The 15,551-nt window shown below is 73.3% G+C and carries 12 protein-coding genes; 10 read left to right on the plus strand and 2 right to left on the minus strand.

Going from position 1 to position 15,551, the window contains the following annotated elements; translation table 11 throughout:
* The first annotated feature begins 74 nt into the window (after positions 1-74).
* The 3 genes from ACIRBX_RS36200 (at position 75) to ACIRBX_RS36210 (ending at position 4,676) form a co-directional block, all read left to right on the plus strand.
* Complete coding sequence (locus ACIRBX_RS36200; RefSeq protein WP_402304150.1) at positions 75-2,144, plus strand: MMPL family transporter; 2,070 nt, start codon at positions 75-77, stop codon at positions 2,142-2,144.
* Positions 2,145-2,390: 246 nt separating this feature from the next.
* Positions 2,391-3,032, plus strand: coding sequence for a transglycosylase SLT domain-containing protein (locus tag ACIRBX_RS36205; protein ID WP_402304152.1), 642 nt, complete (start codon positions 2,391-2,393; stop codon positions 3,030-3,032).
* Between the two features lie 204 nt (positions 3,033-3,236).
* Complete coding sequence (locus tag ACIRBX_RS36210; RefSeq protein WP_402304155.1) at positions 3,237-4,676, plus strand: GuaB1 family IMP dehydrogenase-related protein; 1,440 nt, start codon at positions 3,237-3,239, stop codon at positions 4,674-4,676.
* 137 nt (positions 4,677-4,813) lie between these two features.
* Here ACIRBX_RS36210 and ACIRBX_RS36215 read toward each other — a convergent pair whose 3' ends face one another.
* Together ACIRBX_RS36215 and ACIRBX_RS36220 are read right to left on the minus strand one after the other, a co-directional pair.
* Positions 4,814-7,228, minus strand: coding sequence for a BTAD domain-containing putative transcriptional regulator (locus ACIRBX_RS36215; protein ID WP_402304158.1), 2,415 nt, complete (start codon positions 7,226-7,228; stop codon positions 4,814-4,816).
* Between the two features lie 315 nt (positions 7,229-7,543).
* Positions 7,544-8,437 (minus strand): NAD(P)-dependent oxidoreductase, encoded by an 894-nt coding sequence (locus ACIRBX_RS36220; RefSeq protein WP_402304160.1) that lies wholly within the window; start codon positions 8,435-8,437, stop codon positions 7,544-7,546.
* Positions 8,438-8,760: 323 nt separating this feature from the next.
* On the opposite strand from ACIRBX_RS36220, the gene ACIRBX_RS36225 reads away from it, so the two are divergent.
* From ACIRBX_RS36225 to ACIRBX_RS36255, 7 genes are all read left to right on the plus strand, one after another.
* Positions 8,761-9,948: an acyl-CoA dehydrogenase family protein gene (locus tag ACIRBX_RS36225; RefSeq protein ID WP_402304163.1), complete on the plus strand. Its 1,188-nt coding sequence runs from the start codon at positions 8,761-8,763 to the stop codon at positions 9,946-9,948.
* Positions 9,949-10,076: 128 nt separating this feature from the next.
* Positions 10,077-10,463, plus strand: coding sequence for a YybH family protein (locus tag ACIRBX_RS36230; protein ID WP_402304166.1), 387 nt, complete (start codon positions 10,077-10,079; stop codon positions 10,461-10,463).
* Between the two features lie 180 nt (positions 10,464-10,643).
* Positions 10,644-10,820, plus strand: coding sequence for a hypothetical protein (locus ACIRBX_RS36235; protein WP_402304169.1), 177 nt, complete (start codon positions 10,644-10,646; stop codon positions 10,818-10,820).
* On the plus strand, positions 10,817-12,598 hold the full coding sequence (locus ACIRBX_RS36240) for a fatty acyl-AMP ligase (RefSeq protein ID WP_402304171.1): 1,782 nt from the start codon (positions 10,817-10,819) through the stop codon (positions 12,596-12,598). Before ACIRBX_RS36235 ends, ACIRBX_RS36240 begins: the two co-directional genes overlap by 4 nt.
* A complete protein-coding gene (locus ACIRBX_RS36245; protein ID WP_402304174.1) occupies positions 12,583-13,584 on the plus strand; it encodes a beta-ketoacyl-ACP synthase III in 1,002 nt (333 codons plus the stop codon). Before ACIRBX_RS36240 ends, ACIRBX_RS36245 begins: the two co-directional genes overlap by 16 nt.
* Positions 13,585-13,613: 29 nt before the next feature.
* On the plus strand, positions 13,614-15,188 hold the full coding sequence (locus tag ACIRBX_RS36250; RefSeq protein WP_402304177.1) for an acyl-CoA carboxylase subunit beta: 1,575 nt from the start codon (positions 13,614-13,616) through the stop codon (positions 15,186-15,188).
* Positions 15,185-15,427: an acyl-CoA carboxylase epsilon subunit gene (locus ACIRBX_RS36255; protein ID WP_402304180.1), complete on the plus strand. Its 243-nt coding sequence runs from the start codon at positions 15,185-15,187 to the stop codon at positions 15,425-15,427. Before ACIRBX_RS36250 ends, ACIRBX_RS36255 begins: the two co-directional genes overlap by 4 nt.
* Positions 15,428-15,551: the final 124 nt, after the last annotated feature.

Genomic DNA, 15,551 nt, shown 5'->3' on the forward strand with positions numbered 1-15,551 from the left:
CCGACGCCGGCTCGCCGCCGTACCTCCGGACGGCTCCCCGCGAGATCTCTCGATGATTGAGATATCCTCGCGCCGTGCGCTACCGACGACTCCTGGTCCCCGTCCTGCTCCTGGTCTGCTGGCTCGGCCTCGGCGGAGCCTTCGGCTCCTACGCCGGCCGCCTCTCCGAGGTCTCCACCAACGACGGCGCGGCCTTCCTGCCGCGCTCCGCCGAATCCACCGAAGTGGCCGCGCTGGCCGCCCGCTTCCAGACCGGCACCACGCTGCCCGTGGTGATCGTCTGGGAGGCCGACACCGGCCGGGTCGAAGGGCCCGTCCGGGACGCGGCGGGTGCCGCGCTGACGGCGGCCGCCGCCGTGCCCGGGGCGACCGGGCAGGCCTCCCCGCTGCTGGACTCCGCCGACGGCCGGGCCGTCCAAGGCGTGGTCCAACTCCGGGCCGATCTCGGCAAGGAGACCAAGGAGAGCATCCGTCAGATCCGCGAATTGGCCGACGCGGTCCCCGGCGCCACCGCCGGGGTGGCCGGCCCGGCCGCCGTGCTCGCCGACCTCTCCGGCGCCTTCGCCGGGATCGACGGGCTGCTGCTCCTGGTCGCCCTGGGCGTGGTGCTGGTGATCCTGCTGGCGGTCTACCGCAGCGTGGTGCTGCCGCTGCTGGTGATCGTCTCGGCCGTGTTCGCCCTGGCGGTCGCCTGCGCACTGGTCTACCTGCTGGCCGACCACGGCGTGGTCCGGGTCGACGGCCAGGTGCAGGGCCTGCTCTCCATCCTGGTGATCGGCGCCGCCACCGACTACGCCCTGCTGATCGCGGCCCGCTACCGCGAGGAACTCCCGCTGCACGCCGACCGGTTCGCCGCGATGCGGGTCGCCTGGCGGCGCTCGCTGGAGCCGGTGGCCGCCTCCGGCGCGACGGTCGCGCTCGGCCTGCTGGTGCTGCTGCTCTCGGACCTGACGAACAACCAGGCGCTCGGCCCGGTCGGTGCGATCGGCATCGTCTGCGCCGTGCTCTCCGCACTCACCTTCCTCCCCGCCGCCTTGGTGCTGCTCGGCCGTGCCGCCTACTGGCCGGCCCGCCCCGCCCGGACCGGTGACGGCGCCCACCCCGTCTGGCACCGGATCGCCGCCCTGGTCGGCCGCCGGCCCCGGCCGGTCTGGGCCGCCTCGCTGGTGGCGCTGGCCGCCTGCGCCGCGTTCGCCCCGCTGCTGGACTCCGGCGGCGTCCCGCAGACCGAACTCTTCGTCAAGGAGCAGCCCTCGGTCGCCGCCCAGCGCCTGCTCTCCGCCCACTTCCCCGGCGGCACCGGCAACCCGGCCCAGATCACCACCCGCGCCGACCGCGCCGACGAGGTCGCGACCGCCGCCCGCAGCGTCCCCGGCGTGGCCGCCGTCCGCCCCTACACCGGCGGCGCCCCCACCGGCGGTGCCACCACTGCCGCGCCCCGGGAGGTCGACGGCCTGGTCCGGCTGGATGCCACCCTCGCCGACCCGGCCGACAGCGACGCGGCGGTGACCACCGTCCAGCGGCTGCGGGAGGCGGTGCACGCCGTCCCGGAGGCCGGGGCCAAGGTCGGCGGCTACACCGCCCAGCAGTACGACACCCGCACCACCGCCGCGCACGACCGCAAGGTGATCGTGCCGGCCGTGCTGCTCTGCATCCTGGTCGTGCTGGTCCTGCTGCTGCGCTCGGTGCTCGCCCCGGTGCTGCTGGCCGCCACCGTGCTGCTCTCCTACCTGGCCACCCTCGGGGTCAGCGCGCTGGTCTTCCCGCACGTCTTCGGCTTCGAGGCCACCGACCCCTCCGTCCCCCTCTACGGCTACGTCTTCCTGGTCGCGCTCGGGGTGGACTACAACATCTTCCTCATGACCCGGGTCCGGGAGGAGTCACTGCGGCACGGCACCCGCGAGGGCGTGCTGCGCGGTCTGACCGCGACCGGCGGGGTGATCACCTCGGCCGGGGTGGTGCTGGCCGCGACCTTCGCGGCGCTGGGAGTGATCCCGCTCGCCTTCCTGGCCCAGATCGCCTTCATCGTGGCCTTCGGTGTGCTGCTCGACACCCTGCTGGTCCGCTCGCTGCTGGTGCCGGCCCTGGTCCGCGACCTGGGCGACACGGTGTGGTGGCCGCGCCACCGGAGGGTGACGGAATAAAGGCGCCGAGAGGCGAAGGTCACGGGGACAGGGGTCCCTCGGCGTGGGTGACGTCCTTCACAGCTCCGCCCGCGGAGCTGCTGACGGGGCGTCACCCACCCTTGTGTGCGCGGGAGTTGGGGCCGGTTGTGGAGTGGGTCACGGGAATCGGCGGGGCTTGCCCGGGCGGGTGGCGGTCCCGCAGTCTCGAAGAGCGCCCCGAGGTGCGGCGCCCTCTCCCGTCCCCCGTCCCGGAGGTACTCCGCCATGTCCGCGAACACCCGCAACCGCCACCGCCGGACCCGAATACGCTACGACCGGCTGCCCAACAAGGTGCTCGGCCTCGGGATCGCCGGTGCGGTCGCCCTGAGCGTCGCAGCCCCCGTGGCCCAGGCGGTGGCCTCCCCCGCCCCGTCCGCGCAGCCGGTCGCCGCCACCGCCGAGCAGGCCCCCGCCGAGCAGGCCGCCCCCGCGCAGGCCCCGGCCGAGGCCGCGCCCGCGCCCGCGCCCGCCGAGCAGGCCGCTCCCGCCGAGCCCGCCGCTCCGGCCGCGCCCATCTACGCGAACAACCTGGACGGCTGGATCAAGGAGGCCCGCGACGTGCTGGCCGCCGCCGGCAAGCCGGTGCCGTCCTACCGCGCGATGCAGGCCACCGCGATGGCCGAGTCCACCGGCAACCCGAAGGCCGTCAACGGCTGGGACTCCAACGCCGCAGCCGGCACCCCCTCGATCGGCCTGACCCAGATGATCAAGCCGACCTTCAAGGCGTACGCGCTGGCCGGCCACACCGACATCACCAACCCGGTCGACAACCTGATCGCCAGCTCGCGCTACTGCGACGCGGTCTACGGCGGCATGGACAAGATGGCCGGCGCCCGCGGCTACGGCAGCCACTGGCGCGGGTACTGACCTGCGCGTCTGTAGGATCATCCAGGCCTGCCACTGGGCCGCCCGGGCGAGCTTGTGCGGAGCTTCAACGAATCCGTGTGAACTGGCTTTCGACGGGGGTATCCATCAGAATCGACGGTTGGGTGCGGGGCGCCCGAAGGCGCCCGGCGGCCAGACCGCAACCGCGCCCGAGGTCTACCTCCTCCCAGCCAGAGAGCCCCTTTCATGCGCTTCCTGAACGACCAGTCGCCCGCTTACGACCTCACGTACGACGACGTCTTCATGGTCCCCAGCCGCTCGTCGGTGGGCTCCCGGCAGGCCGTCGACCTCGCGTCCAACGACGGCAGCGGCACCACCATCCCGCTGGTGGTCGCCAACATGACCGCCATCGCCGGCCGCCGGATGGCCGAGACCGTCGCCCGCCGCGGCGGCCTGGTCGCCATCCCGCAGGACATCCCGACCGAGGTCATCGCCGACGTCATCGGCTGGGTCAAGCAGCGTCACCTGGTGCACGACACCGCGCTCACCCTGAGCCCGGGCGACACCGTCGCCGACGCGCTCTCGCTGCTCCCCAAGCGCGCGCACAACGCGCTCGTGGTGGTCGAGCAGGGCCGGCCGGTCGGCGTGGTCACCGAGTCGGACTGCCAGGGCGTGGACCGGTTCACCAGCCTCTCCGAGGTGATGAGCCGTGACCTGCTCCTGCTGGAGGAGGGCATCGACCCGCGTGCCGCGTTCGAGAAGCTGAACGAGGCCCACCGCAAGCTGGCCCCCGTGGTCGCCGCCGACGGCACCCTGGTCGGCATCCTGACCCGCAAGAACGCGCTGCGCGCCACCCTCTACACCCCCGCCACCGACCCGGCCGGCAAGCTGCGGATCGCCGCCACCGTCGGCATCAACGGCGACGTGGCCGGCAAGGCCAAGGCGCTGATCGAGGCCGGGGCCGACGTGCTGGTGGTCGACACCGCGCACGGCCACCAGGAGTCGATGATCAGCGCGCTGCGCGCCGTGCGCGGCCTCGACCCGCAGATCCCGATCGTGGCGGGCAACGTGGTCTCCGCCGCCGGTGTCCGCGACCTGGTCGAGGCCGGCGCGGACATCCTCAAGGTCGGTGTCGGCCCCGGCGCCATGTGCACCACCCGGATGATGACCGGCGTGGGCCGCCCGCAGTTCTCCGCCGTGCTCGAGTGTGCCGCCGAGGCGCGCCGACTCGGCAAGCACGTGTGGGCCGACGGCGGCGTCCGCCACCCGCGCGACGTGGCGATGGCGCTGGCCGCCGGCGCCTCCAACGTGATGATCGGCTCCTGGTTCGCCGGCACCTACGAGTCGCCCGGTGACCTGCACACCGACGCCCATGGCCGCCAGTACAAGGAGAGCTTCGGCATGGCCTCGGCCCGCGCCGTCCGCAACCGCACCTCCGAGGAGTCTGCCTACGACCGGGCCCGCAAGGCGCTCTTCGAGGAGGGCATCTCCACCTCCCGGATGTTCATCGACCCGGCCCGCCCGGGCGTCGAGGACCTGATCGACTCGATCGTGGCCGGCGTCCGCAGCTCCTGCACCTACGCGGGCGCGCGCAGCCTGGAGGAGTTCCACGAGAAGGCGATCGTCGGCGTCCAGAGCGCCGCCGGCTACGCCGAGGGCAAGCCGCTGCACTCCAGCTGGGCCTGACCCGCACGCACCTCCGGCCGTGGCCGGGTCCCCGCTCAGGGCGGGGGCCCGGCCACGGCCGGATCTGCCGGATCTGCCGGATTTGCCGGGCTGCGGCCGGGGGACGGTCGGTGCCCGGAGGACGGGTTGACGGTGGGTCAGCCGGCGCGCGGTACCAGCAGCGGCCAGGGCGGGGCGGGCTCCAGGGTGACGCCCGTCCGGAGCCGGGTGCGGGCGTGCCGGCGCTGGTCGTTCGGGACCGCTGCGGTGCCGGCCCGGACGGCCTTGCGGAACCAGGTGGCCGAGTTGCGCGGGCTGGTCCGGGAGCTGGGCAGGACGAGGTCCAGCAGGCGGTCGATGGCGGTGTCGGAGAGCGGTTCCAGGGTGATCGTGGTGGCGTGCCGCCGGCCGCCGCCCCAGCCGGGCCGCCGCCTGAGCAGCTCCGGTCCGGCGGCTGCCACCACCAGGAGCGGGATCGGGCCGGAGATCTCGGCGAAGCGGTCCACCAGGTCGAGCAGGGCCTCGTCGGCGTTGTGCAGGTCGTCGATCACCACCAGCAGCGGCCCGGTGATGGCGATCTCCGTGACGAGCCGGCACCACGCCTCGGAGGCGGTCGGCGCGTCGGCGGCGGCCTCCGGCCCGTCCGGGAGCGCGGCGACCGCCGGGTCGACCAGGGAGGACAGACAGGGCAGCAGCCACTCGGACTCCGCCGGGCCGACCAGCCGGTCGAGCACCTCGGCGAGCTTCGTCCGGGCGGTCGAGGGGGAGTCGGCGGGGGTGATCCCGCAGTACGACCGGAGGATCTCGGTCTGGGTGGCCGTGATGCTCCCGTCGCCGGCCGCCGGGGCGTGGCTGGCCAGGATGCGGACGGGGCTCGGACAGTCGGCGACCATCCGCTGGAATTCGGTCAGGAACTTGGTCTTGCCGATCCCCCGGTCGCCGAGCACGGTCACCAGGTGCGGCATCGAGCGGATCCGGGTGCGGTCCAGCACGCCGCGCAGCAGGTCGAGTTCGAGCTCGCGCTCGATCGTCGGCAGGCCGTCGTGCGCGAGCTGCCCGCGCCGGGGGCCGTTGACCAGCCAGCCGGAGGTCTCGCCGTCGTCGAAGACCGGGGTCTCGCCGTAGGCGACCAGCGAGCCGGTCATCCGGCGGGTGGTGCCGCAGGCCCACAGCTCGCCGTCGGGGGTGAGGTCGAGCAACTGCTGGCAGCGGTCGAGCAGGCTCCCGGTGATCGAGGCCGGCACGTCCGGTTCATCGGGGTGGTAGCGCACGAGCGCGCCGCCGGTGGCCACCGCGGCGTGGAACTCGGGCTGCTGCCCGGCCGGGGAGGAGTGGGCCAACAGGCCGGCCGCCGCGCCGAAGCCGTCCCGGATCGCCATCGCGGCGAGCACCGCGCCCTCCTCGTGGCCGACGCCCTGGCGGCCCTTGAAGAGGGCGAGCGAGACCGACCCGATCGAGGCCGCGACGACACCGCCGAAGTGCTGGACGTGCTCCTGGATCATCCAGGACATGTCATCCAGAATTTCGTCAATGTCCGACGGGGTGTCACTGTGCAGCTCCACGTCCAGGCTGGTGCGCATGATGAGCACGCTGACCTCCTCCCGGCCCGCCGTCACCGCCCGCCCCTCGGATGCCCGGCCTTCGGACGCCCGGCCGTCCCCCGCCCGGCCGTCCGGGGCGGGCCCGGCGGGGGACGACGGGGCCGGGGCGGTGCGCGGCGGCGCCTCCTCGGCGGGAGCCGCGGCCCGTGGCTCCGGTCCGGCCCACCGGTGCTCGATGAGGGCCGGGGCGGTCTCGGACGCCTCCAGGTTGAGCCCGGGGTCGTGGTTGAGGATGGCCTGCTGCAGGGCCTGCAACTCCCGGCTGGGCTCCAGCCCGAGCTCCTCCACCAGTGCGGCCCGCAGCCGGCTGTAGGCGTTCAGCGCGTCCGCCTGCCGTCCGCAGCGGTACAGCGCGAGCACCAGCTGGCCGTACGAGCGCTCGCGCAGGCTCGCCGTGGTGGCCATCGCCTCCAGCTCCGGCAGCACCTCGTGGTGCCGCCCGCAGGCCAGCTCGGCCTCGAAGCAGTCCTCCATGGCGTCCAGCCGGGCGTTCTGAATGGTCGTCAGCTCCGGCCAGCTCACCCCGGTCTCCACCAGGTCGGCCAGCGCGGCGCCGTGCCAGAGTGCGAGTGCCTCGCGCAGCAGCCCCGCAGCGCGTCCGGGCTCGCCGGCCGCCAGCTTCGCCCGGCCCTCCTCGACCTGCCGCTGGTAGCGGTGCAGGTCGATCGCCTCCGGGGCGACCTGGAGCCGGTATCCGGGGGCCTGGGTCAGCAGGGCGGCCGGCTGCTGCTGGTCGTCCTGGCCGGAGGACAGCAGCTGCCGGAGTCCCCAGACCGCGTTCTGGAGGATCTTGCGGGCGGAGGCCGGAGCGTCGTCGATCGGCCAGAGGGCGTTGAGCAACTGACTGGTGGGCACCACGCGGTTGGGCTGGAGGAGCAGGAAACCGAGGGTCGCCCGCTGCTTGACTCCCCCTAACGCGATGGGGCCGGAGGCGTCGGAAATTTCCAGCGGACCGAGTACACGGAACTTCACGGAATCCCCCTAAGTCGCTTACATCGGTGCGGGACGACCGGCGGCTGTGGCTGGCCAGGTGATTCGTCTACGCCCCTCGAACGATCTCACCTGACAGACCTTAAGGTAAGTACTGACTTTTTGGTAACTACCCGGGCACTCTCGTGGTATCGGTTCCGGACGATTCGTGGCCTGATCAAGGCTTTCCCGGGAAGCCCCGGAGAATGAACCGTACGGCCCGATTCCGATTGTGCAGGGAATCCGGAACGGAAACAGCGGTCAGGCCCGACGTGGAACACGTCGGGCCTGACCGCTGGGCTGTACGTCGTCACCGCATCAGGCGGTGGCCTCCGGCTTGCGGATGACCTCGATCAGACTGGCCAGGCCGTCGGCGCCGTGGCCGTCGGCGACCCGCTGGTCCAGCAGGCCCTGGATGGGCACCATCAGGTCGGGGCGGATGCCCTGCGCCTTGCTGGCCTTCACCATCTTGGCCAGGCCGATCTGGTTGAGCGCCACGGTGGAGACGGCGTTGCCGAACTGGCCCGCGTCGATCTGCTGGGCCGCCCCGGCGATGCTCGGCAGCGCGACGTGGGTGATCCAGGCCTCGGCGAACGGCAGCAGCGCCGCCGCCGGGATCTTCTCGGAGCCCACCAGGGCGAACCCGTGCAGGGCGCTGGTCAGGGTCGACCACAGGATGCCCAGCAGCGCCAGGTCGTAGAGCGCGGCGACGCCGGCGTCCTCGCTCAGGAAGACGCTGTTGCCGCCCAGCACCGACAGGGTGGGCTGGTGGGCGTCGAACGCGGTCCGCGAGCCGCCGTAGAACAGCAGCGTCTGCGGCTGGCCGACCATCGGCGGGACGGTCATCACGGTCCCGTCCAGGTAGTCCACACCGAGCTCCGCGGCCTGGGCGGCGGCCTGGCGCGCGTCCTCCGGCAGGCCGGAGGTGAGGTTGACCAGGAGCTTGCCCTGGAGCGCCCCGGTGACCGGGCCGATCACCTCGTGCACGGCGTCGTAGTCGAGCAGGCAGGCCACCACCACCGGGCTGGCCGCCACCGCGTCGGCCACGCTCGCGGCCTCGACCGCACCCTGGGCGACCAAGGCGTCCGCCTTGCCGGCGGAGCGGTTCCAGACGGTGGTCGGGTGACCGGCCTTGACGAATGCGGCAGCCAGGGCAGTGCCCATCAGGCCGAGGCCCAGGACGGTTACGGGAGTGCGGGTTTCGTCCGCCATAGCAGCCTTCTCCTTGAGTGCAGCAATTACGTTCGATAAATCCGCGCCGGCCGGTCCGGCGGCCTCGGACGGGATTGTCATCCGTCGATTGGCGCGGTCGGGGTCGAAGCTAACCCGCAGCCCCGGTGCGGGCAAGTACTTACATTCAAGTGCGTACCCTTCCGACGGTGCCCCGGCGGCTGCCGCCGACTCACCGGCAGGTCATCGCCGACTAACCGTCGGGAGGAGAGCGCGAGGTTACCGCGTCATGACCGGGTGCGGGAACGGTCGGAGTGAGACTTCCGGGTATTCGGCAGCGACAACGGGATGGGCGAAGAGGCGGAATGGAAATCACAGGCATCGAGACGGAGACCGTGCTGAAGGCCGTGCGGGAGATCGTTCCCAAACTCCGGGAGAACGGGGCGGAGGCGGAGAGCCGGCGGTGGATACCGGACGAGAACCTGGACCTGCTGGAAAAGGCCGGGGTATTCCGGATCGCGACGCCCAGGGTCTTCGGCGGCCTCGAACTCTCGCTCGCGGACCAGGCGGAGGTGCTGGCGGAGATCGCCCGCGGCTGCGCCTCCAGCAGCTGGGTCGCGATGGTCTGGGCGTCCAGCGCGTGGATGGCCGGCCTCTACCCGGAGCAGCTCCAGCGGGAGCTGTTCGCCGACCCGTCGGTGCGGATCTCGGGCGGCTTCACGCCGTCCGGTGCCCTGACGCCGGACGGCGAGGGGTACCGGCTCAGCGGCAGCTGGCGGTTCAACTCGGGCTGCCGGGGCGCCGATTGGAACATGGCGATGGCGATCCTGGAGCGGCCGGACGGCAGCGTGACCGAGGCCATCGCGCTGGTGCCGATGGCCGAGTTCACCATCGCCGACGACTGGCACACCTCCGCGCTCGCCGCCACCGGCAGCTCGACCTCGTCCGTGCAGGACCTCTTCGTGCCCGCCCACCGGGTGGTGACCTTCGACGAGCCGCCCGCCGAGGAGGCCGGTGCCGAGCCGCCCGCCGCCGGGGAGGCCGGCACCGGCCGGGCCTACGGCCTGTACGGGTTCCTGTTCTCCCAAGCGGTGGGCACCTTCCTCGGCATCGCCAAGGGGGCCCTGGAGCTGTTCGTGGAGCGGCTCCCCGGACGCGGCATCAGCTACACCTCCTGGACCGACCAGGCGCAGCACCCGCTGACCCAGATCCAGGTCGCCACCGCGTCGACCAAGATCGCGGCGGCCGAGGCGCTGGCCGACGGCCTGTACACCGTGCTCCAGGCCCACGCCGACGCCGGGACCGAACCGACGCTGGAGGAGCGGGCCCGGGTGCGGGCGCACAGCGCGTACGCCGCGCAGCTGGCCAAGGAGGCGGTGGAGATCCTGCACGGCGCCAGCGGGGCCACCGTGATCCAGCGCTCGGTGCCGATGCAGCGCTTCCACCGGGACATCCAGGGCCTGGCCCTGCACGGCTGGATCCTGCTGCACCCGAACCTCGAGGTGTACGGGCGGGTCCTGCTCGGCCTCGACCCGGACACCCAGCTGCTCTGATCCCGGCAGCCGCAGAACCCTCAGTGCCCCCCCAGCACCTCCTGCACCCGCAGTATCCAGCAGTCGCAGTACCCAGCAGCCGCACCGGAATCCGTGCGGACCACCGGCAGAACGGGAGTAGCAGCACCATGACCGACACCTTCGACTTCGCGATCCCGGACGACCCCGACCTGCAGAACGCGCTGTTCATCCGGGTCTTCAACGAAGGCGACGGGGCCGCCTTCGACTCGATGTACGCGCCGGACGCGATCTCCAACATGTCCGGCGTGCCGCTCACCGGAGCGGAGCGGACCACCTTCTTCAAGGAGTTCCTGGCCACCGGGCCGAAGATCCGCTCCGAGGTCAAGCAGACCTACACCACGGGGGACACCTCGCTGCTCATCGTGGACTACACCCTGGACATCCCGGGGCCCGAGGGCGTCCACACGGTGCACGGCACCTGCACGGACGTGCTGTTCCGCGACGCCGAGGGCAAGTGGACGATGGCCGTGGACCGGCCCGTCCCGACCGCCTGACGGACCGTCGGACGGGGGCGCCGGCCCCGGGTGGACCACACCCGGGGCCGGCGCCTTCGCGTTCCCCGAATTCCCCGGCCGGTAATTCGTCCACGATTACCGGTCCGTGACCCGGCATTTGAGGGGCGGTGTGCCGTGCCGCCTAGGGTCGGTCCTGACTGCATTCCGCGGGGAGGGCGAATGGATCCGGTGGCCGAGTACGCGATGTCAGGCAAATCCGTTCGAGAGGTCGCCGAGAGAATGCGCGACCACGATGCCACGGAACTGCGGGGGATGACGACCAACGCCGAAATGCTGCTGGCGATCTTCGCACGCACCCCCGCGTTCCGCCGTTCCGGAAGGAGCTCCGACTCATGAGCACGATCGGTGCCGACCTGGGGGCCGGTGAGGTGCGCAGCATCCCCGACGCCCTGCGGCTGCGCAGCAGGCTGCAGCCCGAGCAGCCGGCCTACGTCTTCCTGCACAACGGCGAGGAGCCGCGGGAGACCCTGACCTACCGTCAGCTGGACCACGCCGCCCGGGTCCGGGCGGCGTACCTGACGGCGGCCGGCGCGGCCGGCCGGAACGCGGTGCTGCTCTACCCGTCCGGCCTGGAGTTCGTCCGGACCCTGCTCGGCTGCATGTACGCGGGTGTGGCGGGCGCCCCGGTGCAGGTGCCGCGCCGCCGCCAGGGGCTGGCGCGGCTGCGCCGGGTCGCGGACGACGCGGGGACCGTCACGGTGCTCACCACCACCGCCGTCAAGCGCGAGCTGGAGGAGAACTTCGCCGACGCGCCCGAGCTCGCCGGGCTGACCCTGGTCGACACCGAGTCCCTCCCGTCGGGGCCGGCCGAGGACTGGCGGTACGTCAGCCCGCCGGCCGACGGGACGGCGCTGCTCCAGTACACCTCCGGGTCCACCGGGGACCCGAAGGGCGTGGTGATCACGCACGCCAACTTCGCCGCCAACGCCGCCGAGACGGACGAGCTCTGGCCGTGCGGCCGGGACGCCCGGGTGATCTCCTGGCTGCCGCTCTTCCACGACATGGGGCTGCTGTTCGGCGTGGTGCTGCCGCTCTGGGCGGGGGTGCCGTCGTACATGATGGAGCCGGAGGCGTTCATCCGCCGCCCGGCGCGCTGGCTGGAGGCGGTCTCGCGGTTCCGGGGCACGCACGCGGCGGCGCCCAGCTTCGCCTACGAGCTCTGCGTCCGGGCCGCCCAGGAGGACGGCTCGGGCGCGGAGTTGGACCTCTCCAGCTGGCGGGTGGCGGCGAACGGCGCCGAGCCGGTGCGCTGGCGGACCGTGCAGGCCTTCGTCGAGACCTTCGCACCGGCCGGCTTCGCAGCCCGCGCGATGTGCCCGGGGTACGGGCTGGCGGAGAACACCCTCAAGGTCACCGGCAGTCCGCAGGACCGCGAGGCCGGGGTGCTCTGGCTCTCGGCCCGGGAGCTGCGCGAGGGCCGGGCCGAGCCGGTCGGCGAGACCGGGGCCGACGCGCTGCCACTGGTGAGCAGCGGGGTGACGGTGCCCGGCACCGTGGTCCGGATCGTCGACCCGGCCACCCGGCTGGCCCGCGCGGACGGCGAGGTCGGCGAGATCTGGGTGGACGGCCCCTGCGTGGGCGCCGGCTACCGGGGCCGCGCCGAGGAGAGCGAGCGGACCTTCCGGGCCCGGATCGCGGAGGAGGAGGCCGGGACGTACCTGCGGACCGGGGACCTGGGCTTCCTGCGCGAGGGCGAGCTGTACGTCACGGGCCGGCTCAAGGACGTGATCATCCGTCAGGGGCGGAACTACTACCCGCAGGACATCGAGCTGTCGGCCGAGACCGCGGTGCCGGGGCTGCGGCCCAACTGCGCGGCGGCCTTCGCCGTCACGGACGGGACGGACCCGGCCGCCGAGCGCCTGGTGGTGCTGGTCGAGGCCGACGGGCGGGTGCTGAGGTCGCCGGGCGTGCGGGAGCTGCGCAAGCGGGTACGGGACGCGGTCTGGGAGAACCAGCGGCTGGAGGCGGACGAGGTCGTGGTGCTCCGGCGCGGGGCGCTGTCCAGGACGTCGAGCGGGAAGGTGCAGCGGCGGCTGTGCCGGTCCCGGTACACCGAGGGCGAGCTGGCCCAGGCGGTCGTCCCCGGACAGGAGGACCAGTGGCAGGCCAACTGACCGCACCGGTGGGCGCGGTGGGCTCCCGGATCCTCGGGGTCGGCGCCTACCGGCCGGCCCGGGTGGTCGGCAACGACGAGATCTGCCGCCGGATCGACTCGGACGACGAGTGGATCCGCAAGCGTTCGGGCATCGTCACCCGGCACTTCGCCGGCCCCGGGGAGACGGTGGTCACGATGGCCGTCGAGGCGGGGCTCAAGGCGCTGGCCCAGGCCGGAGTGGCCCCGGGCCAGGTCGACCTGGTGCTGCTCGCCTCGATGTCCTACCTCGACCGGGCGTCCGCCGCTGCGCCCGCGATCGCCCACGCGATGGGGGCGGGCAGCGCGGCGGGCACCGACATCAGCGCCGCCTGCGCGGGATTCTGCTACGCGCTGGGCCTGGCCGACTCGCTGATCCGGGCCGGCTCGGTGCGCCACGTCGTGGTGATCGGCGCCGAGCGGATGAGCGACATCGTCGATCCGTACGACCGGGAGACCGCGTTCATCTTCGGCGACGGCGCGGGGGCCGTGGTGCTCGGGCCCTCCACGGTGCCCGGCGTCGGCCCGGTGGTGTGGGGGACGGAGGGGGACCGGCACGAGCTGATCGCCCGGGACCGGTCCTGGCTGGAGGCCCGCGAGCAGCCGGCGCCCTGGCCGACGCTGCGGATGGACGGGCCGCAGGTGTTCCGCTGGGCGATCCGCACGGTGCCGGAGATCGGCGGCCGGGCGCTGGCCGCGGCCGGGATCACGGCGGCGGACCTCGCCGCGTTCATCCCGCACCAGGCCAACGTCAGGATCGTGGACGCCGCCGCCCAGAAGCTGGGGCTCGGCCCGCACACCGTGGTGGCACGGGACATCGCCCGCTCCGGCAACACCTCGGCGGCCTCCGTCCCGCTCGCCATGGACGACCTGCTCTCCCGGGGTGAACTGCCCAGCGGCGGGACCGCGTTGCTGGTCGGATTCGGCGCCGGACTGGCGTACGCCGCCCAGGTGGTGACGCTGCCATGACCACAACGAGTGCGAGGGAAGGGACCGGCATGTCCGGACACGGAGCGGGGACGACCGCCGAGCGGAACGCGGAGCTGGTCCGGCGGCGGGCCGAGGCGCTGGAGCCGGTGGACGCCGCAGCCGTCCGGCGCCAGCACGAGAAGGGCAAGCTGACGGCCCGTGAGCGGATCGACGCCCTGCTCGATCCGGGCTCGTTCGTCGAGTTCGACGCGCTGGCCCGGCACCGCTGCCACACCCTCGGGATGGAGAGCGCGCGGCCGCTCGGGGACGGCGTGGTGACGGGCTACGGGACGGTGGACGGGCGTCAGGTCTGCCTGTTCGCCCAGGACTTCACCGTCTTCGGGGGCAGCCTGGGCGAGGTGTACGGCGAGAAGATCATCAAGGTGATGGACTTCGCGACCCGCACCGGCACCCCGATCATCGGGATCAACGACTCCGGCGGCGCCCGCATCCAGGAGGGCGTGGTCTCGCTGGCCCTCTACGCCGAGCTGGTCAAGCGGCACGTGGAGGCCTCGGGCGTGGTCCCGCAGATCTCGCTGATGACCGGGCCGTGCGCGGGCGGTGCGGTCTACGCTCCCGCGATCACCGACTTCGTGGTGATGGTGGACGGCATCTCGCACATGTTCGTCACCGGCCCCGACGTGCTGCGCACCGTCACCGGCCAGGACGTGGACCGCGAGGAGCTGGGCGGCGCGTACAGCCACAACACCGTCTCCGGCAACGCGCACTACCTGGCGGCCGACGAGAAGGACGCCTTCGAGTACGTCCGGCTGCTGCTCGGCTACCTGCCCTCCAACAACATGGAGGACCCGCCGGTCTACCCCGGCGAGGCGCCGGCCGGGGTGACCGCGACCGACCTGGCCCTCGACACGCTGATCCCGGACGACCGCAACCGCCCTTACGACATGCTGCGGGTGGTGAACGGCGTGCTCGACGACGGCGAACTGCTGGAGGTGCAGCCGCTGTTCGCCCGGAACATGATCTGCGGCTTCGGCCGGGTGGACGGGCGCAGCGTCGGCGTGGTGGCCAACCAGCCGATGCACCTGGCCGGGGTGATCGACATCGACGCGAGCGAGAAGGCGGCCCGCTTCATCCGGATGTGCGACGCCTTCCACGTCCCGGTGCTGACCTTCGTGGACGTGCCGGGCTTCATGCCCGGCCTGGACCAGGAGCAGGGCGGCATCATCCGCCGGGGCGCGAAGATGATCTACGCGTACGCGGAGGCCACCGTCCCGATGGTCACCGTCATCACCCGCAAGGCGTACGGCGGCGGCTACGGCGTGATGGGCTCCAAGCACCTGGGCATCGACGTCAACCTCGCCTGGCCGACGGCGGAGATCGCCGTCATGGGCGGGGACAGCGCGGTCAGCGTGCTGCACCGCCGGACCCTCCAGCAGGCCGAGGACCCGGCGGCGGAGCGCGAGCGCCTGCGGGCGGAGTACGAGCGCGCGCTGTGCAACCCGTACGTCGCGGCGGAGCGGGGCTACGTGGACGCGGTGATCATGCCGCACGAGACCCGGGCCCAGGTGGCCGGCGCACTGCGGCTGCTCCGGGACAAGCGCAAGACCCGGCTGCCCCGCAAGCACGGGAACATCCCGCTGTGACGGCGCTGTACGCCGGGGCCGGCCTGCGGGTCGAGCGCGGGGAGCCGACCGACGAGGAACTGGCCGCCGTGGTGGTCGCGTTGGCGGTGCTCGCGCAGGCCCGCAGCGCCACGGCGGCGGCACGCCCCGATACCCGCCCCGGCAGCCGGCCCGAGGGCCGCTCCGACCCGGGCGGGCGGCTGCGCCGCACCCCGGAGCGGCGCGGCCCGGGTGCCTGGCGCGCCAGCGGCTGGCGCTGACGAGAAGCCGGGGGCCCCGCCCCCCCCGGGGGGGGGGGGGGGGGCCCGGCGCGGGGGGGGGGCGCGGCGGGGCGGGGGGGGCCCGGGCGGGGCGGGGGGGGCCGCGGGGGGGGGGGGGGCCCCG

This window comes from Kitasatospora sp. NPDC096147 (assembly GCF_044763225.1).
In the GTDB taxonomy this organism is placed as follows: domain Bacteria; phylum Actinomycetota; class Actinomycetes; order Streptomycetales; family Streptomycetaceae; genus Kitasatospora.